The sequence below is a fragment of the Xenophilus sp. Marseille-Q4582 genome (assembly GCF_916700565.1).
Taxonomy (GTDB): domain Bacteria; phylum Pseudomonadota; class Gammaproteobacteria; order Burkholderiales; family Burkholderiaceae_C; genus Xenophilus.
Genome location: NZ_CAKAKO010000001.1, coordinates 1,142,422 through 1,160,825, shown reverse-complemented (window position 1 = coordinate 1,160,825; position 18,404 = coordinate 1,142,422). Strand labels below are relative to the sequence as shown.

The 18,404-nt window shown below is 72.7% G+C and carries 19 protein-coding genes; 16 read left to right on the top strand and 3 right to left on the bottom strand.

Features of this window, described 5'->3' with window-relative positions; all coding sequences use genetic code 11:
• The first annotated feature begins 375 nt into the window (after positions 1-375).
• The 6 genes from LG388_RS05380 to LG388_RS05355 all read left to right on the top strand — a co-directional run bounded on the left by LG388_RS05380 (position 376) and on the right by LG388_RS05355 (position 5,131).
• Positions 376-912: a DUF6622 family protein gene (locus LG388_RS05380; RefSeq protein ID WP_225781782.1), complete on the top strand. Its 537-nt coding sequence runs from the start codon at positions 376-378 to the stop codon at positions 910-912.
• 40 nt (positions 913-952) lie between these two features.
• Positions 953-1,261 (top strand): 2TM domain-containing protein, encoded by a 309-nt coding sequence (locus LG388_RS05375; protein ID WP_225781781.1) that lies wholly within the window; start codon positions 953-955, stop codon positions 1,259-1,261.
• 108 nt (positions 1,262-1,369) lie between these two features.
• Positions 1,370-2,041, top strand: coding sequence for a glutathione S-transferase (locus LG388_RS05370; protein WP_225781780.1), 672 nt, complete (start codon positions 1,370-1,372; stop codon positions 2,039-2,041).
• Positions 2,042-2,050: 9 nt separating this feature from the next.
• Complete coding sequence (locus tag LG388_RS05365; RefSeq protein WP_225781779.1) at positions 2,051-3,154, top strand: dienelactone hydrolase; 1,104 nt, start codon at positions 2,051-2,053, stop codon at positions 3,152-3,154.
• The gene (locus tag LG388_RS05360) at positions 3,151-4,242 is read left to right on the top strand and encodes a sensor histidine kinase (RefSeq protein WP_225781778.1); all 1,092 of its coding nucleotides are present in this window, start codon (positions 3,151-3,153) and stop codon (positions 4,240-4,242) included. The genes LG388_RS05365 and LG388_RS05360 overlap by 4 nt, the downstream gene beginning before the upstream one ends.
• Before the next feature lie 25 nt (positions 4,243-4,267).
• On the top strand, positions 4,268-5,131 hold the full coding sequence (locus LG388_RS05355; protein WP_225781777.1) for a LytTR family DNA-binding domain-containing protein: 864 nt from the start codon (positions 4,268-4,270) through the stop codon (positions 5,129-5,131).
• 52 nt (positions 5,132-5,183) lie between these two features.
• Here LG388_RS05355 and LG388_RS05350 read toward each other — a convergent pair whose 3' ends face one another.
• Positions 5,184-7,349, bottom strand: coding sequence for a TonB-dependent siderophore receptor (locus tag LG388_RS05350; RefSeq protein ID WP_225781776.1), 2,166 nt, complete (start codon positions 7,347-7,349; stop codon positions 5,184-5,186).
• A gap of 194 nt (positions 7,350-7,543) precedes the next feature.
• A complete protein-coding gene (locus LG388_RS05345) occupies positions 7,544-7,879 on the bottom strand; it encodes a hypothetical protein (RefSeq protein WP_225781775.1) in 336 nt (111 codons plus the stop codon).
• A 188-nt stretch (positions 7,880-8,067) separates the two neighbouring features.
• Between LG388_RS05345 and LG388_RS05340 the strand changes: the two genes are divergently transcribed.
• The 9 genes from LG388_RS05340 (at position 8,068) to LG388_RS05300 (ending at position 15,926) form a co-directional block, all read left to right on the top strand.
• Positions 8,068-9,969: a glutamine--tRNA ligase/YqeY domain fusion protein gene (locus LG388_RS05340; protein WP_225781774.1), complete on the top strand. Its 1,902-nt coding sequence runs from the start codon at positions 8,068-8,070 to the stop codon at positions 9,967-9,969.
• A gap of 97 nt (positions 9,970-10,066) precedes the next feature.
• Complete coding sequence (locus LG388_RS05335; protein ID WP_225781773.1) at positions 10,067-10,663, top strand: pseudouridine synthase; 597 nt, start codon at positions 10,067-10,069, stop codon at positions 10,661-10,663.
• 102 nt (positions 10,664-10,765) lie between these two features.
• Complete coding sequence (locus LG388_RS05330; protein ID WP_225781772.1) at positions 10,766-11,662, top strand: peptidoglycan DD-metalloendopeptidase family protein; 897 nt, start codon at positions 10,766-10,768, stop codon at positions 11,660-11,662.
• 7 nt (positions 11,663-11,669) lie between these two features.
• Entirely contained in the window at positions 11,670-13,217 is a 1,548-nt protein-coding gene (locus LG388_RS05325) for a diguanylate cyclase domain-containing protein (protein WP_225781771.1), read from the top strand.
• 228 nt (positions 13,218-13,445) lie between these two features.
• On the top strand, positions 13,446-14,138 hold the full coding sequence (locus tag LG388_RS05320; protein ID WP_225781770.1) for a TetR/AcrR family transcriptional regulator: 693 nt from the start codon (positions 13,446-13,448) through the stop codon (positions 14,136-14,138).
• Positions 14,135-14,494 carry a DUF1428 domain-containing protein gene (locus tag LG388_RS05315; protein WP_225781769.1) on the top strand — a complete coding sequence of 120 codons (360 nt, stop codon included), beginning with the start codon at positions 14,135-14,137 and terminating at the stop codon, positions 14,492-14,494. The genes LG388_RS05320 and LG388_RS05315 overlap by 4 nt, the downstream gene beginning before the upstream one ends.
• A 10-nt stretch (positions 14,495-14,504) precedes the next feature.
• The gene (locus tag LG388_RS05310) at positions 14,505-14,870 is read left to right on the top strand and encodes a GFA family protein (protein WP_225781768.1); all 366 of its coding nucleotides are present in this window, start codon (positions 14,505-14,507) and stop codon (positions 14,868-14,870) included.
• Between the two features lie 60 nt (positions 14,871-14,930).
• Positions 14,931-15,437 (top strand): SRPBCC family protein, encoded by a 507-nt coding sequence (locus tag LG388_RS05305; protein WP_225781767.1) that lies wholly within the window; start codon positions 14,931-14,933, stop codon positions 15,435-15,437.
• 15 nt (positions 15,438-15,452) lie between these two features.
• Positions 15,453-15,926 (top strand): VOC family protein, encoded by a 474-nt coding sequence (locus LG388_RS05300; protein ID WP_225781766.1) that lies wholly within the window; start codon positions 15,453-15,455, stop codon positions 15,924-15,926.
• Between the two features lie 115 nt (positions 15,927-16,041).
• Here the strand turns inward: LG388_RS05300 and LG388_RS05295 are convergent, their stop codons facing one another.
• Positions 16,042-17,286 (bottom strand): MFS transporter, encoded by a 1,245-nt coding sequence (locus tag LG388_RS05295; protein WP_370630100.1) that lies wholly within the window; start codon positions 17,284-17,286, stop codon positions 16,042-16,044.
• A 97-nt stretch (positions 17,287-17,383) separates the two neighbouring features.
• On the opposite strand from LG388_RS05295, the gene LG388_RS05290 reads away from it, so the two are divergent.
• Positions 17,384-18,355, top strand: a complete 972-nt coding sequence (locus tag LG388_RS05290) for a LysR family transcriptional regulator (RefSeq protein WP_225781765.1) — start codon at positions 17,384-17,386, stop codon at positions 18,353-18,355.
• The last annotated feature ends 49 nt before the right edge of the window (positions 18,356-18,404 follow it).

Here is an 18,404-nt window from a genome sequence, read left to right as displayed (position 1 = left end):
GGGGGGGGGGCGGGCGGCGGGGCGGGGGCAGGAAATCGGGCGTGTCCGGCGCAGCGGAAGACGAAGGCTTGGAGGAATCCATGGAAGGGCGAAGAAGCGGCATGCGATCGGCCGGCGCCAGGCGGCGAGGCTGGATCGGCAGTGGAGCAACAAATCGTAGCTGGCCTGTGTGCAAGCGCGTAAAGGGCGGGTAAAGCCGGCCGAAGCCGACAGAAGGCACGGCCGCCGGCGCCAGGCCGGCCGTCGTTCGCGCGCCGACAGCGCCGTTCGCGCCGCCTGAGCGCCATTCGTCGCAGGGCGCTGGCCGCGGCCGGCCACGGCGCGCACAGTGCGGCCATCGCCCCGCTGATCCCGCCCTTCCAAGGAGTTCCCGCCATGCTGATCCCGATCCTGCTGCACACCCCCGCCTGGGTCTATGCCCTGTTCGCCGCCCTGCTGTGGCTGGGCGGGCGCCAGTTGCGCGACCAGACGGCGCCGCTGTGGCGCGTGGTGCTCATGCCCGTCGCCATGGTGGCCCTGGCCGTCTATGGCGTGGTGGCGGCCTTCGGCCAGTCACCGGCCGGGCTCGGCGCACTGGCAGGCTGGGCGGTGGCCGCGGCGCTGCTGGCGGCGCTGGTGCTGCGCCGGCCGCTGCCGGCTGGCACGCGCTACGACGCGGCCACGCGCCGGCTGCACCAGGCGGGCTCCTGGGTGCCGCTGGCGCTGATCCTGGCGATCTTCCTGACCAAGTACACCGTGGCCGTGGCGCTGGTGATGCAGCCCGAACTGGCCCGGCAGAGTCTGCTGGCCGTGGCGGTCAGCACGCTCTACGGCGTGTTCAGCGGCCTGTTCGTCGGCCGCGCCCTGCGGCTGTGGCGCCTGGCCCGCCGCGGCAACAGCGCCGCGGCCGACGGCGACGCCCTGGCCGCCTGAGCCCCTCCGCCCTTTCCCAAACCTCTCACTGGAGCACACCATGAATGCCTGCGCCGCCTCCTTCCCGCCTTCCACCGACCGCGACCCGGCGCGCCTGGACGCCCTTGCCCGCCGCCGTGCCGGCGCCAAGATCGGCTGGTTCCTGCATGCGGCGGTCTACCTGTGCGTGAACGCCGGCCTGGTCCTGCTGTCGCTGTCGCAGGGCCGGCACTGGGCCGTGTACCCGGCCCTGGGCTGGGGCCTGGGCCTGCTGGCCCACGGCGCGGCCGTGTGGCTGCTGATGCCCGGCGGCCACCTGATGCAGCGGCTGGTGGCGCGTGAGCGCGCGCAACTGGAACGCGGCCGCTGACCGCCGGCGCGCCGCGCGCGGCAGGCCCACAATCGCGGCTTCACGCGCCTTCACACGCCTTCACGCGGCTTTCCGCTCCACGCCACCGTCTCCCGCCCCCTGACCGCCATGATCACCGTCCACCATCTCAACAATTCGCGCTCGCAACGCGTGCTCTGGCTGCTCGAAGAGCTGGAACTGCCCTACGAGATCGTGCATTACCAGCGCGATCCGAAAACGATGCTCGCCCCCAGGGAGCTGCGCCAAGTGCATCCGCTGGGCAAGTCGCCCGTGGTGACGGTGGACGGGCTCACGCTGGCCGAGTCGGGCGCCATCCTGGAGACGCTGACCGAGCGCTACGGCCAGGGCCGGCTGGCGCCGCCGGCCGGCAGCGACGCCGCCGTGCGTTACCGCTACTGGCTGCATTACGCCGAAGGCTCGGCCATGCCGCCGCTGCTGCTCAAGCTGGTCTTCGACCAGCTCGAGAAGGCGAAGATGCCTTTCTTCGCCCGGCCCATCGCGCGCGGCATCAGCGCCAAGGCCAAGGCCGCCTTCATCCAGCCGCAGTTGTCGCAGCACCTCAATTTCATGGAGGCCGAACTGGCCGGCCGCGACTGGTTCGCGGGCGACGCGTTCACGGCCGCCGACATCCAGATGAGCTTCCCGGTCGAGGCCGCCAAGGCCCGCGCCGGGCTGAACGAGCGCCGACCGCACCTGATGGGCTGGCTGGCGCGCGTGCAGGCGCGGCCGGCCTACCGGCGCGCGCTGGAGCGCGGCGGCCCCTACCAGCTGATCGGCTGAGGGCGCGGCATGCGTGGCCTTCCCCTGCGCCGCACCGTCCGTCGCCTGCTCGGGCTGGCCGCCCTGCTCGGTGGGCTGGGCGCCGGCGCCGCCTGCGCCGCCACCGGCCTGATGGTGCTGCCGGCCACCGAAGGCAGCGGCCCGCTGACCCTGGCCTATCCCACGCAGGCGCCGGCGCAGACGCTGCAGCGCGGCCCCTTCACGCTGCAGGCCGTGCCCGACGCCCCGCCCGCCGGCGGCAACCACCGGCTGGTCGTGCTCTCGCACGGCTCGGGCGGCTCGGTGTGGACGCAGTTCGACCTGGCGCAGACCTTGGTGGCAGCCGGCTTTACCGTCGCCATGCCCCTGCATGCGGGCGACAACTTCGAGGACCTGCGCGATGCGGGGCCCGTGAGCTGGGCGCGGCGCCCGCAGGAGGTCTCGCAAGCCATCGACCGCGTGGCCGCGGCCTCGGCGCCGGGCGGACGCCTCGCGCCGCTGCAGCTGGACCTGCGGCGCGTGGGCATGTACGGCATGTCGGCGGGCGGGCTCACGGCCCTGGTGCTGGCCGGCGGGCGCTGGTCGCCGGCGCGGCTGGCCCGGCACTGCGGAGCGCACATCGCGCAGGACTTCGCCGCCTGCGTGGGCCTGAGCATGGAACTGACGGGCGGCCCGCTCGACGGCGGCAAGCTCGCCCTCGCCCGCCGCGTGATCCGCGCCCGCCTGGGTGAAGACACGGCCTGGCGCAGCTGGGACGAGCCGCGCATCGCCGCCGTGGTGGCCGCCGTGCCCATGGCCGCGACCTTCGACCTCGATTCGCTGGCCCGGCCGCGCGTGCCCTTCGCGCTGGTGCGCGCCGAGCACGACGCCTGGCTGGCGCCGCGCTTTCACAGCGACGCCGTGCATGCCGCCTGCGCGGCGCGCTGCCCGGTGCTGGTCGACCTGCGCGAAGGCGGCCATGGCTCCACGCTGTCGCCACCGGTGCCTGGTCTGAGTGGGCACTTGGCGCGCCTGCTCGACGATCCGCCCGGTTTCGACCGCGGCAGCCTGCCGGCCGTGTTCGAGCGCATCCGCGACTATTTCGTCGAGCAGCTCAGCGCGGTGCGCACGGCGCAATCGGCGCAGACGCCGTGACACGCCACGACCCCTGGCTCTCGGCCCTGCGCCATGCGCTGCAGGTGTCGGTGTTCTGCGCGGTGGTGGCGGTCTTCACGCAGCAGATCTGGCCGGAGCGCGACTACGTGCATCACCTCGTGGGCTCGCTGTGCATCGGCCTGCTCACCTGGGCCGTCATCGAAGCCGGCCGCTACCTGGTGCCGGCCGCGCACTGCCACCGCAGCCTGGACGGCGGCCACGGCTGGCCGCGCGGCTGGCGCGGGCTGCTGCTCACGGCCGTGGGCATCGCGGCCGGCTTCACGCTCGGCGATCCGCTGGCAGGCTGGCTGCGCGGCACGCCGCACGCGGGCAACGCGCGCGATCCGTGGCTCACGCTGCTGATCACGGTGGCGGCCGGCGCGGCGGCCAGCTTCTATTTCCACGCACGCGGCAAGGCCGCGGCGATGGCGGCCGAAATCGCGGCCGCCGAGCGCGACGCCAGCGAAGCCAAGCTCAAGCTGCTCGAAGCGCAGCTGGAGCCGCACATGCTGTTCAACACGCTGGCCAACCTGCGCGTGCTCATCACGCTGGACCCGCCGCGCGCCGTGGCCATGCTGGACCGGCTCAACGGCTACCTGCGTGCCACGCTGGGCGGCTCGCGCGCCACGCGGCATCCGCTGCAAGAGGAATTCGCCCGCCTGGACGACTACCTGGCGCTGATGGGCGTGCGCATGGGCCCGCGCCTGCGCAGCACACTGGACCTGCCCGAGGCGCTGCGCAGCGTGCCCGTGCCGCCGCTGCTGCTGCAGCCGCTGGTGGAAAACGCCATCCGCCACGGCCTGGAGCCCCAGGTGGAAGGCGGCGAGCTGCGCGTGTCGGCGCGGCGCGAATCGCGCGCCGACGGCGACTGGCTGCTGCTGCGCGTGGTGGACACGGGCGCGGGCCTGCCTGCGGACGCGGAAGCGGGCGAAGGCGCGGCCGCCGGCGCTGCGGGCCGCGCGGGCGGCGGCTTCGGCCTCACCCAGGTGCGCGAACGGCTGCGCACGCTGCATGGCGAGCGCGCCTTGCTGCAGCTCACGCCCGAGCCGGGCGGCGGCACCTGCGCGCTGATCGCCTTTCCGCTCTGAGCCGCGTTCTTCCAGGATTGCACCCATGCCCACCGCCCTGATCGCCGAAGACGAAGCCCTGCTCGCGCAGGCGCTGCAGCAGGAACTGAGCCGGGCCTGGCCCGAACTGCAGGTGCTGGCCGTGGCGGGTGACGGGCACCGTGCGGTGCGCGAGGCGCTGCGGCTCACGCCCGACCTGCTCTTCTTCGACATCCGCATGCCGGGCCAGGACGGCCTGGCCGCCGCCGCCGAGCTGGCCGATGCCTGGCCCGCCGGCGCCGGCCCGCTGCCGCTGCTGGTCTTCGTCACGGCGTACGACGAATACGCCGTGCGCGCCTTCGACGCCCAGGCGCTGGACTATGTGCTCAAGCCCGTGCAGCCCGAGCGGCTGCAGCGCACGGTGGCGCGGCTGCAGCAGGCGCTGGCTGCTCGGTCGGCGGCGCCACTGCGCACCGGCCCGGCCGACGCCGCGCTGGAGCCGGCCCTGGCGCAATGGCGCGCGCTGCTGGCCGCGGCCGGCGCGGGCGCCCCGGGCCCCGCGGGTGCAGGTGCAGGTGCGGGAGCGAGCACGGCGCCGCTGCGCTTCATCACGGCCAGCGATGCCGGCGGCCAGACGCTGCGCCTGGTGCCGGTCGACGAGGTGCTGTACTTCGAGGCCGCCGACAAGTACGTGCGCGTGCTCACCGCCACGCAGGAGCACCTGATCCGCACGCCGCTCCGGCAGCTGCTGCCGCAGCTCGACGCGCAGCAGTTCTGGCAGGTGCACCGCGGCACCGTGGTGCGGGCCGCCGCCATCGACAGCGTGCAGCGCGACGAAGCGGGCCGCCTGCACCTGCAGCTGCGGGGGCGGCCGGCGGGCGAGCGCCTGGCCGTGAGCCGGCTCTACGCCCACCTGTTCCGCGCGATGTAGCGCCCGCCCCGGCCGGCCCGCGCCGCGCCCGGGCGGCGTCGCGTCAGCGCGCTCAGAACGACACCGTGGCCGCGAGCTTGAAGGTGCGCGGCGCGCCGGCCATCACGAAGCCGTCGCCGAAGGTGCCGATCCAGTACGCCCGGTCGGCCACGTTCTCCACGCTGGCGTTGAAGCGCACCGGCGTGCTGCCGAACTTCGTGGCGTAGCTGGCATTCAGGTCGAGCCGGTTCCAGGAGGGCACGCGCAGCCGGTTGCCCGAATCGGCCCATTGCGCGCCGGTGTGGATCACGCGGCCGCCCACCTTCAGGCCCGGCACGGGCGTCTGCCAGTCCAGGCCGATGCGCACGCGCCATTCGGGCGTGCCGTAGGTGTCGCGGCCGGTGTTGCGCTGCTCGGACTGGATGTGCGTGATGCCGCCCAGCAGCGACAGCGTGGGCGTCAGGTTGCCGTACGCGCTCCATTCCAGGCCCCGCAGGCGCTGCTCGCCGTCCTCGCGCAGGTAGGGCAGCCGGCCGCCCGCGTTGACGCTGACGAAGGACGGGCGCTCGATCTGGAAGGCGCTGAGGGTGTGCGTCATCTCGCCGGCCTGCAGCTTCACGCCCAGCTCGATCTGCTTGGAAATCCGGGGCGGCAGGGCTTCGCCCTCGTTGGCGTAGCCGACGCCCACGACCTGGCCGGGCTCCAGCCCCTCGGTGTAGTTGCCGAACAGCGAAACGCGCTCGCCCCAGGGCCGCACCACGGCGGCCACCATGGGCGAGAAGCGGCTTTCGCGGTAGTCCGAATACGGCATCTTGACGGTCTGGTGGCGCCCGCCCACGGTCAGCAGCACCTTGTCGCCGGCGAAGCCCAGGGTGTCGGCGATGGCCAGCGACTGGAAGTCGTACTTGGTGGCGACCGTGGCCCCTTCGTAGCCCTTCCACACGGGCGCGACGGGGAAGACCGGCACCGTGGGGTGGTACAGGTGGGTCGTGTAGCAGTAGTTGCACGCCGTGTTGTTGGTGCCTTCCTTCATCTGCAGCACGTTGGCGGACAGCTGCAGCCGGTGGCTGACGCCGCCGGTGTCGAACTTGCCGATGATCCCGGCCTCGGCCGTGCGCCGGCGCGACCGGGTGTCGACGTGGTAGATGGCGCCCCGCGTGGTGCCGTCGGCGCGGGTGACGATGGCGCGGGTGCCGAACATCAGGCCCTGGCCCACGGAGTTGGAGCCGCCCACGGCCGCGTAGCCCTGCCAGTTGGGGCTGAAGTCGACCTCGGCGCGGGCCAGCATGCCGCTGTTGGTGTATTCGCCGTGCGTGCCGCGGAACATGTTGGTGTCGCCCTTGGGCGGCGCCAGCAGCACGCCGACCCCGGGAATGGCCGCGGTGCCCAGGAAGTTGAACATGCCGGGGCTGCCGTTGTCGATCTTGTTGACGCCCTTGTAGACGTCCAGCGAGAAGCGGGCGCGGTCGCCCAGGTAGTCCAGCGCCAGCGCGCCCACGCGCCGGGACTGCTCCTCGTCCCTGGCGCCCATCTCGCCCTTGCCGTAGACGCCGTTGAAGCGCAGGCCCAGCCGCTTCTCGGCACCGAAGCGCTGGCCCACGTCGGCATGCGCCTGGAAGTAGGAGCGCGAGGCGTAGGTCAGCGTCAGGTCGGCGATCGGTTGCGGCAAGGCGCGCTTGGTGACCATGTTCACGGTGCCCGCCACGCTGGACGCCGGCGGCATGCCCGACAGCAGCACGTTCGGGCCGCGCAGGACCTCGATGCGCTCGAACAGCTCGACCGGCACCTGGTTGGCCGGCGCGATGCCGTACAGGCCGTTGGTGGCGATGTCGATCGCGCCCATGTCCAGCCCGCGCAGGTTGAAGTTCTGCAGCAGGTGGCTCTTGTTGGTGGTGAAGACGACGGCCGAGTCGTTCTCCAGCACATCCTGCAGCGTCAGCGCCGACCAGTCCTCTGCCAGTTCGCGGGTGTAGGCATTGACATGCACCGGCGCGTCGACGATGGCCGTCGCGCCCAGGATGCCCAGCCGCGCGCCGGAGGCCGCCTTGTGGCCCGGCGCGCGGACGGGGAGGTCCTCGCGCTCGTACTTGCTACGCACGGTGACCTGGGGCAGCGAGGCCTCGGCGGGGGCGGCCCCGACGGGCGTGGGCTCGGTCTGGGCGCCGGCGCCCGTCCCGGCGGCGAGCAGCGCCAGGGTGATCGGCGCGAGCCGCAATGCACGGCGAGGAAGTGTCTTCATGGCTCTAACAATGAGAATGGAATCAATTCTCATTCTATTGACCCAGCCCTCCCGCCCGCCGGACTCGAAACGCGCGACGGCCAGACCGCGAGGCGCGGCCCTTCAGCCACCACCCGGGGCCCCGCCGCCAAGAAAACAAAGGCCGCCCACGAAGGGGCGGCCGGGATGCCCGCGCCAGCAGCGCGCGCGGGTGCTCAGCGGTAGTAGTGGGGGCGGTGATGCCGGTGGTGATGGGGCCGGTAATGGCCGCGCGGGCCGTAGTAAACCGGCGGCGGGCCGTAGTAGACCGGCGCGGGGCGGTAGTACACGGGCGGCGGCGGGCGGTAGTAGACGGGCGGCGGCGTGTAGTAGACCGGCGGCGGCGCGTAATACACCGGCGCGGGATTGGCCACGCCCACCGAAATGCCCGGCGCGTGCACACCCACCGACCAGCTCACCTGGGCCTGGGCCTGGTGGGCGCCCAACAGCGCGCCAGCGCCCAGCGCCAGGGCGCCGGCCCACTTGAAGAAGGAAGAGGTCGAGAGGCTCATGATGGGTCTCCAGGATGAATCGGATGGCCGCCGGGGCGGCCTGTTCCTGATTGAACGCGCGAGATGTGAATAGGTTGCCCGCCATCGCGTGAAGTTGGTTGCCAAACGTAAACCCGCGCGCTCCCGCCGTGCCCGTCCCCCCCCGCGCCGCGTCGGTACGAAGAGCCCCCGCCCCTAGAATTCCGGGCATGAGTTCCCCCTCCCCCCAGAACGGCGGCGCGAAGACCGGCAAGGCCGATCCCACCGCAGCGGCGGCGCCGGCCGCGCCCAGCAACTTCCTGCGCCACATCATCGAGCACGACCTGGCCCAGGGCACCTACGCCACCCGCCGCTGGGGCGGCTCGCCGGGCGACGGCCCACACCACCAGGCCGGCATCGTCGACCCGGCGCGCATCCGCACACGCTTTCCGCCCGAGCCCAACGGCTACCTGCACATCGGCCATGCCAAGAGCATCTGGCTGAACTTCGAGCTGGCCAAGGAATACGGCGGCGTGTGCCACCTGCGCTTCGACGACACCAACCCCGAGAAGGAAGAGCAGGAATACGTGGACTCGATCCGCGACATGGTGGCCTGGCTGGGCTACGACACCGAGCTGGCCGACGCGCCCGCGCCCGAAAGCGCGGCCTGCGCCACGCCGCGCCTGCAGCCGCACGAGTATTTCGCGAGCAACTACTTCGACTTCATGTACCGCGCGGCCGAGTACCTGGTGACGGCCGGCCACGCCTACGTCGACGAGCAGACGCCCGAGGAGATGCGCGCCAACCGCGGCGACTTCGGCAAGCCCGGCACCGACAGCCCGTACCGCAGCCGCACGCCCGAAGAGAACCTGGCCCGGCTGCGCCAGATGAAGAACGGCGAGCTGCCCGACGGCGCCGCCGTGCTGCGCGCCAAGATCGACATGGCGAGCCCCAACATCAACCTGCGGGACCCGACCCTGTACCGCATCCGCCGCGCCACGCACCACAACACGGGCGATGCGTGGTGCATCTACCCCATGTACACCTTCGCGCACCCGATCGAGGACGCGCTGGAGCAGATCACGCATTCGATCTGCACGCTGGAGTTCGAGGACCAGCGGCCCTTCTACGACTGGCTGATGCAGCGCCTGATCGAGGGCGGCTTGCTGGTCGCCCCGCCGCCGCGCCAGTACGAGTTCGCGCGCCTGAACGTCACCCACGTCATCACCAGCAAGCGCAAGCTGCGCCAGCTGGTGGAGGAAGGCCATGTCGACGGCTGGGACGACCCCCGCATGCCCACCCTGGCGGGCCTGCGCCGCCGCGGCTACACGCCCGAGGCGCTCAAGCTCTTCTGCGAACGCAGCGGCACCACCAAGACCGGCGGCGCCTGGACCGAGTACGCGGCGCTGGAAGCGGCGCTGCGCGACACGCTGGACCCCATTGCACCGCGAGCGATGGCGGTGCTGGACCCGCTGGCGCTGGAGATCACGAACTGGGACGCCACCATGGGCGCCGGCCACCTGGAGCCCTGCCACGCCCCCGTGAACCCGCACGATGAATCCGCGGGCCAGCGGCACTTCAGCTTCGGCAAGACCTTGTGGATCGAGCGCGAGGACTTCCAGGCCGTGCCTGAGAAGGGTTATCGCCGCCTCTACCCGCCGCACACGAACGCGAGCGGCGAGGCCATCGACGGCAACAAGGTGCGCCTGAAGTACGGCTACGTCGTGCAGTGCACGGGCTTCGAGCAAGGCGCCGACGGCCAGGTCACCAAGGTGCTGGCCGAGGTGCTGCCCGACACCAAGAGCGGCACCCCGGGCGCCGACAGCGTGAAGGTCAAGGGCGTGATCGGCTGGGTCGGCGCGCACGACGCGGTGCCGGCCGAGTTCCGCCTGTACGAACGCCTGTTCGCCGCCGAACAGCCCGGCGCAGCCGACAACGTGACCGAGGAACTGAATCCGCGCAGCCTGCAGATCGTTTCCGGCTACCTGGAGCCCGGCCTGCGCGGCGCCGCCCCCGGTGCGAGCTACCAGTTCGAGCGGCTGGGCTATTTCGTCGCCGACCGCCAGCGCGGGACGGATGGGCGCCTGGTGTTCAACCGCACGAGCGGGTTGAAGGACAGCTGGGGCAAGTGAGCCGCGGGAAGCCGGCAGGGGCCGGGCGGCCGGCTGCGGGCCCAGGCGGAGGCAGACGGACGCGGCACCCGGCGCCAGGCGGCAAGCCCCCTCTCCCATGACTCTGCAAACGCCCCGCCTGATCCGCTTCCACAAGCCCTACGGCGTGCTCAGCCAGTTCACGCCCGAGGGGCGCTGGCGCGGGCTCAAGGACTGGATCGACCTGCCCGGCGTGTACGTGGCCGGGCGGCTTGATGCGGACAGCGAAGGCCTGCTGCTGCTGACCAGCGACGGCGCACTGCAGGCGCGCATCGCCGATCCCCGCTTCAAGATGGAGAAGGTGTACTGGGTGCAGGTGGAGGGCGAGCCCGGCGAGACGGCGCTGGCCGCGCTCGCCGCGGGGGTGCAGCTCAACGACGGCCCGACGCGGCCGGCGCGCGTGCGGCGCATCGAGGCGCCCGCGGGTCTCTGGCCGCGCGACCCGCCGATCCGGGTGCGGGCGAGCATTCCGGACTGCTGGCTGGAACTGGCGATCCGCGAGGGGCGCAACCGGCAGGTGCGGCGCATGACGGCCGCCGTGGGCCATCCCACGCTGCGGCTGATCCGCGCCGCCATCGGCCCGTACACGCTGGAAGGGCTGGCGCCGGGCCAGTGGCAGGCCCAGCCCGTGATTCACACGGCGGGCCTTTCGCCCCGCAGCGCCGCGCGCCGCTGAGTCGCGGCGCCCGGCATGCCCGCCCGCCCCCCGGCGCCTGCCGGCGGATGCGCCCCAGGCCGACGGGACAGGCCGGGCGGCGCGGGCAGAATGGCTGCGCCCATGAAGTCCTCCAGCCCCTTGCCCCTTCTTGATCGCCGCCGCTGCCTGCTGGGCCTGGCCGCCATGCTGGCGGCACCGCCCGTGCTTGCCGCGCAGAAAGCCGCCCCCCGTACCGCGCCGCCGCCGCCCGCGCTGTGGCCCGCCCATTCCGCCGTGCCGGGCGGCGTGGCGCGCCTGTCGCTCGGCCCGGCCGCCCAGCCGCCCGAGGTGCGCACGCGCGTCAACGGCGCCGACGTGCCCGTGCTGGTGGTCGGCGACGCCATCGAATGGACCGCGCTGGTCGGCATCCCGCTGGCCGCCGCGCCGGGCGACGCCAGCGTGCAAACCGGCGACCGCCGCCTGGCCTACCGCATCGCGCCCAAGCGCTACAGCGAGCAGCACCTGAAGGTGGCGCCGCGCACCGTCGACCTGTCGCCCGAGGACCAGGCCCGCTACGAGCGCGAGCGCGACCACCAGGCGCAGGTGATGGCGGCCTGGACGGCGCCTTCCGCCGCCCTGCGCGCGGGCGAGCTGCAGATGCAGGTGCCCGTGCCCGGGCGGCGCTCCAGCTCCTTCGGCCTGCGGCGCGTGTTCAACGGCCAGCCGCGCAATCCGCACAGCGGCATGGACATCGCCGCCGCCACCGGCACGCCCGTGCGTGCGCCGCTGCCCGCACGCGTGATCGACACCGGCGACTATTTCTTCAACGGCGGCACGGTCTGGCTGGACCACGGCGGCGGGCTGCTGAGCATGTACTGCCACCTGAGCCGCATCGACGCCCAGGTGGGCGACACGCTGGCCGCTGGCGACCCCTTCTGCGCCGTGGGCGCCACCGGCCGCGTGACCGGGCCGCACCTGCACTGGGGCGTGATGCTCAACCGCACGATGGTGGACCCGGCCCTGTTCATCGGGGGCTGAACGGCCCGTGGCCGCGCCTGCTCCCGCCCTCGCCCCGGCCCGCGCGCGCCCTTCGCGGGGCCGCGGCGTGGTGCGGCTGGCGCGCACCTTCGTGGTGTTCGTGTGCCTGGTGATGCTGGCCGCCAATGCCTGGGTGGTGCTGGCCGCGCGCGGGCAGGAGCTGGAGCAGGCCCGCCAGGCCAACGAGAACCTGGCGCGCGCCATTGCCCAGCAGATGGACGCGCTGTTCGGCGAGACCGAGCATGTGCTGAGCAGCCTGAGCTTCGCGCTGGACCGCCTGGACCTGGAAGCCGAGGCGCTGCAGGCCTTGCAGCCCAATCTGGTCCACGAGGTGTCGCAACTGGAACAGTTGGAGAACCTCTACGTCATCGACGCGCAGGGCCGCTGGCGCATCCATTCGCAGCCGCAGGCGCCGGCCGACGCGAACAGCGCCCACCGCGAATACTTCGTCCACCACCGCGATTCGCCGAGCGAGCGCGTGCGCATCGGCCTGCCCATCCGCAGCCCGTCCGAAGGGCGCTGGGTGATTCCCGTGTCGCGCCGCCTGAACGACGCCTACGGCCGCTTCGCGGGCGTGGTGCTGGCCACCGTGGGCGTGGAGCGGCTGGTGCGCGTGCTCGCGGCCTACCAGGTCGGCGGGCGCGGCGCCATTTCGCTGTGGCGGCGCGATGGCGTGGTCCTCACGCGCTGGCCGCTGCGCGAGCAGGACCTGGGCCGCAGCATTGCGGCCAGCCCCGCGTACCGCGAGCTCATGGCCACCGCCCATGGCACTTTCGAATCGATGTCGCCGCTGGACGGCGAGCACCGCCTGGTGAGCTTCCAGCATGCGCGCAACCTGCCGCTGTACGTGACGGTGGCGCGCGCGCACGAGGAGGTGATGCGCGACTGGCGCCTGAGCGCCACGCTGCAGACCCTGTGGACGCTGGCGTTGTGCCTGGTGGTCGGCTGGGCCGGCGCGTACGTGGTGCGCGCCGTGCGCCGCCGCAGCGTGGCCGAGGGCGCGCTGCGCCAGGCGCGCGACGCGCTGGAGCAGGCCAACCGGCAGCTGTCGCACCTGGCCAGCCATGACGCGCTCACGGGCCTGGCGAACCGCCGCGTACTCGATGCCCGGCTGCTGCAGGCGCTGGAGAGCCCCGGCACGCCCGCCGGCCCGCCGCCGGCGCTGCTGATGATCGACGTGGACCATTTCAAGCAATACAACGATCGCCACGGCCACCCGGCCGGCGACGAATGCCTGGTGCGCGTGGCCGCGGCCGTGCGCGCCGTGGCCGAGGCCGAAGGCGGCTTCGCGGCGCGCTTCGGCGGCGAGGAAATGGCCGTGCTCCTGCCCGCGCACGACGAGCCCGCCCGCGTGGCCGAGACCCTGCGCGCGCGGGTCGCGGCCCTGGTGCTGCCCGGCCGCGGCCCGGCGCCGCAGGTGACGGTGTCCATCGGCCTGGCGACGGCCGGTCCGGCGCGGCGGACGGTGTCGGCCTGGCTGGGCGCCGCCGACCGCGCACTCTATGCAGCCAAGGCCGGTGGGCGCAACCGCGTGGTCCTGAGCGAAGGCGCCTGAGCCGCGCGACGCCGGCGCGGCGCCTCGGCAGAAGCCTGGCCCGGCGGGACCTCGGCGCGCGGCGGCCCGGCGCCGCGCCGACGCAAAGCCGGCGGTGGGCTGCAAGGGCGGCCGGGCGGCGCGCGCCTGCGCACGCCCGCAAGCCACGGTCCGGATCGAGTCACAAATTTTCTCTTGATCCATACCGAAAGGTATGTATAGTCCGCAGCCATACCGAACAGTATGGTCATGTCCACCTCCCCCGCGCCTTCCCCCGACGAATCCGCTTGTGTGCCCGCCGCCCCGGTGCCGGCCCGCACGCGCCTGCTCGACGCCGCCCTGCAGGTGATCCGCACCAAGGGCTACCACGCCACCACGGTGGACGAGATCTGCGCCGCCGCGGGCGTGACCAAGGGCAGCTTCTTCCACCATTTCAAGGGCAAGGAAGACCTGGCCGTGATGGCCACCCACCACTGGACCGACGGCACCGGCGCGCTCTTCGCGGGCGCGGACTACCACCGCCTGCCCACGGCACGCGAACGGGTGCTCGGCTACATCGACCTGCGCGGCCAGCTGCTCGCCGGCGAGCTGGCCGAGTTCACCTGCCTGCTGGGCACCATGGTGCAGGAGGCCTACGCCACGCACCCCCAGATCCGCGACGCCTGCCGCGCCGGCATCGAAGGCCACGCGCACACCGTGGCGCTGGACATCGCCGAAGCCAAGGCCATCCATGCGCCGAACGCCGACTGGGAGCCCGAGGAGCTGGCCCTGTACACGCAGGCCGTGCTGCAGGGCGCCTTCGTGCTGGCCAAGGCCCAGGGCAGCGCCGCCATCGCCCAGCGCAGCGTGCAGTTGCTGCGCGCCCACATCGAATCGCTGCTGCCGATGCGGGCGGCGGCAGCGGCCTCTTCCTCCCCCACCCGCCGCAGGAGACAAGCATGACCCTTCCCTATGTCGACGGCTTCGTGGCCGCCGTGCCCGTGGCCAACAAGGAGGCCTACCTCGCGCACGCGCGCAAGGCCGCCGAGGTGTTCAAGGAATACGGCGCGCTGAGCGCCGTGGAATGCTGGGGCGACGACGTGCCCGAGGGCAAGCTGACCTCTTTCACGATGGCCGTGAAGCGCGAAGACAGCGAGGCGGTCGTGTTCTCGTGGGTCACCTGGCCCGACAAGGCGGTGCGCGACGCGGCCTGGTCCAAGCTGATGACGGACGAGCGCCTGTCCAGCGAAGCCAACCCCATGCCCTTCGATGGCAAGCGGCTGATCTACGGCGGCTTCCAGATGATTCTCCAGGCCTGAGTCCGCACCCATGAACGAGAACGCCCAGCCTGTTCAGCGCGGCAGCTGCCATTGCGGCGCGATCCGCTTCGAAGTCGACGGCGTGCCGCAGTCCGGCATGGCGTGCAACTGCTCCATGTGCCAGCGCAAGGGCTCGCTGCTGTGGTTCGTGCCGCAGGCGCAGGTGCGCATCGAGGCCGACGAAAGCCGCATGGGCCGCTACCTGTTCCACCGCCACGTGATCGCGCACCGCTTCTGCACCGTGTGCGGCATCCATCCCTTCGCTGAGGGCCGCAAGCCCGACGGCTCGCCGATGGTGGCCATCAACCTGCGCTGCGTGGAAGGCATCGACCTCGATGCGATCCCCGTGCACCGCGTGGACGGCCGCGCCTTCTGAGCGCGCCCCCTTCCCTTGCCCTGCCCCCTTCTTCCGCCCGCCCTCTTCGAGGAACCTGCCATGACCGATTCCGCCAACGACCCCTGCCGCAACGTCGCCACGGGCGACGCCCATGAACTGAGCCTGACGCGCGTGTACGACGCGCCGCCCGAGAAGGTGTACCGCGCCTGGACCGACCCCGCGCTGCTCGCGCAGTGGTTCGTGCCCCAGCCCTGGCGCATCTCGAAGGTGGACCATGAACTGCGCCCGGGCGGCCGCGCCCTCGTCGTCATGCAGGACCCGGACGGCAACGAGTACCCGAACGATGGCGTATTCCTCGAAGTGGTGCCCAACCGCAAGCTGGTGACCACCAACGCCTTCACGCCCGGCTGGCAGCCCGCCGACCCGCAGCCCATCAAGATGATCGCCATCGTCACCTTCGAACCCGAAGGCGAGGGCCAGACGCGCTACACCGCCCGGGCGCTGCACTGGAGCGCCGCCGACCGCGCAACGCACGAGCAGATGGGCTTCCACGAAGGCTGGGGCACCTGCGCCGACCAGCTGGGCGCGCTGCTCGCGCGGATCTGAGGCGGGATGCAGCCCATGCCCAAGATCACGCCCTGCCTGTGGTTCGACTTCCAGGCGGAGGAAGCCGTGGCGCACTACACGCGCATCTTCCGGCGCTCGCGCGTGCTGGAGACCGCGTACTACGGCGACGCCGTGCCGCAGCACAAGGGACGCGTGCTCACGATCCGCTTCGAGATCGAGGACCAGCCGCTGCTGGCCCTCAACGGCGGACCGCAGTTCCCGTTCAGCGAGGCGATCTCGCTGTCGGTGGACTGCGCCGACCAGGCCGAGGTCGACCGGCTGTGGGAGCAACTGAGCGAAGGCGGCGCCGAAAGCCAGTGCGGCTGGCTCAAGGACCGCTTCGGCCTGTCCTGGCAGATCGTGCCCACGGCGCTGACCCGCATGCTGCAGGACCCGGACGCCGCCCGCGTGCAGCGGGTGATGCAGGCGATGTTCACCATGACCAGGCTGGACCTGGCCCGCTTGCAGGCGGCCTACGACGGAGTCTGACGGCCCGGCCCGCGGCGAAGCCCGCCGACGCGGGCCTTCTTCATTTCGCCATTCGCCGTCCTTTCGCAGGCCTTTCGCAGGCCGGCCGCTGCGCCGGCGTGGGCGCCCTGCGCGCTCAGGCCCGGCGCGCCGGCAGCAGCCGCACCACCAGGGCCAGCAGCGCCGTCAGCATGGCCAGCGCCGTCACCGCCAGCCAGCCCCCCTGGGCGAACAGCAGGCCGCCCAGCCCGGCACCGGTCGCCATGCCGATGAACATGCCCACGAACAGCACCGCATTGAGGCGGCTGCGCGCGGCCGGGTCGATGCCATAGACCTGCGTCTGGTGCGCGATCAGCGTGGCCTGCACGCCCAGGTCGAAGCCGACGGCGGCGAGCGCCAGCAGCGCCAGCTGGCCGGCCACGGGCAGGCCGGGCATCAGCAGCATCGCGCCGAAGCTCAGCAAGGCCAGCACGATGCCGCCGCGCGCCACCCAATCGGTGCCGCGGCGGTCGGCCAGGCGGCCGGCCAGCGGGGCGGCCAGCGCACCGGCCGCGCCGGCCAGCCCGAAGGCGCCGGCCGCCGCGCTGCCCAGGTGGAAGGGCGCGGCATGCAGCATCACCGCCAAAGTGGACCAGAAGGCACTGAAACCCACCGACAGCACGCCCTGTGCGATGGCGGCGCGGCGCAGCGCGCCATGCTGCGTCCACAGCCGCAGCAGCGAGCCCAGCAGCGCGCCGTAGCCCAGCTGCGTGCTGGGCGCAAAACGCGGCAGGCCGCGCCAGGCCGCCAGCCCCACGCCCGCGATGCTGAGCGCCGCCAGCCCGAACATGGCGCGCCAGCCCCATTGCTGCGCCACCAGGCCGCTGAGCACGCGCGACAGCAGGATGCCCAGCAGCAGCCCGGTCATCACCATGCCCACCACCTTGCCGCGGTGCGCGGCGGGCGCCAGCGTGGCGGCGGCGGGCACGATGTCCTGCGCCAGCGTGGCCGACAGGCCGATGACCAGGCTGGCGGCCAGCAGCGCGGCCAGCGAAGGCGCCGCGCCAGCCGCCAGCAGGGCCACGGCCAGCACGGCCGCCTTGACCAGGATGATGCGCTTGCGGTCGTAGCGGTCGCCCAGCGGCGCCAGCAGCGCGATGCCCAGCGCATAGCCCAGCTGCGTGAGCATGGGCACCAGGCCCACGCTGCTTTCGGAGGCGCCCATCGCCGGCCCCAGTTCGCCGAGCATGGGCTGCGCGTAGTAAAGCGATGCCACGGACAGGCCTGCGCCGCCCGCGAGCAGCAGGATCAGCGGACGCGAAAGGCCGGCGGAGGCGGCCGGGAGCGCCGGCGGCGCCGCGGCGGTCAAAGCCGTTTCATGCGCCATATGAATGTTTGACATGGTATTTACCCTTGCAATCACAGATCGACGGCAGTGTGCCGACCCCTTGATCCCGCTGGTAGTGGCCTGGTTCGCACATTTGCTATACGCTTGACGCATGAAAGAAGCGCCGACCACCCCGGCCCGCCTGCCCCCCGGCGCGCCCGCCGACCGGCTGGAGTTGATGCAGACCTTCGTGCGCATCGTGGATGCGGGCAGCCTGTCGGCCGCGGCGGCGCAGATGCTGTCCACCCAGCCCACGGTGAGCCGGCGCCTGCAGGCGCTGGAGCGCATGCTGGGCGTGCGCCTGCTGCAGCGCTCCACCCACGGCATGCGCCTGACCGAGGACGGCGCGCGCTGCTATGCGCGGGCCAAGACGCTCATCGCCGACTGGCAGGCGCTGGCGGCCGACCTGGGCGACACGGCGCAATCGGCCAGCGGCCTGCTGCGCGTGGTGGTGCCGCATGCCTTCGGCCAGACGCAGCTGGTCGGCCCGCTGGTCGAGTTCCTGCGCACGCACACGGCCGTGGACGTGGAATGGCTGCTGCGCGACCAGCCGCCCGACTTCGTGGGCCAGGGCGTCGACTGCGCGATCCAGGTCGGCGAGGTGAGCGACCCGGCCGTGGTGGCGATCCGCCTGGCCGAGGTGCCGCGCATCGTGGTGGCCGCGCCCGCGTTGCTGTCCGATGGCGCGGCGCCGCGCCATGCGCGGGAGCTGGGCGCCCTGCCCTGGCTGGCCTTCCAGACCTATTACCGCCACCAGATCACGCTGCAGCACGGCACCACGGGCGAGCTGTGCGCGCTGCAGCTGCGCCCGCGCCTGTCCAGCGACAGCCTCTATCCGCTGCGCACCGCCGCCCTGCAGGGGCTGGGCGTGGGCGTGTTCTCGGCCTGGCTGGTGCAGGAAGACCTGGCCGCCGGCCGGCTGCTGCACCTGGTGCCGCAATGGCAGGCGCCGCCGCTGCCGGTGCACCTGGTCTACCCCTATGCGCAGCAGTACCCCGCGCGGCTGCGGCGCTTCGTCGAGCTGATGCGCCAGCACGCGATGCCCGGCGTGATGGATGGCTGGGTGGCGCCGAGCGCGCGCTGAGGGCCGCGCCAGCAGGCCGGGCCCGCGGCGGCGCCTTGCGCCTACGAGC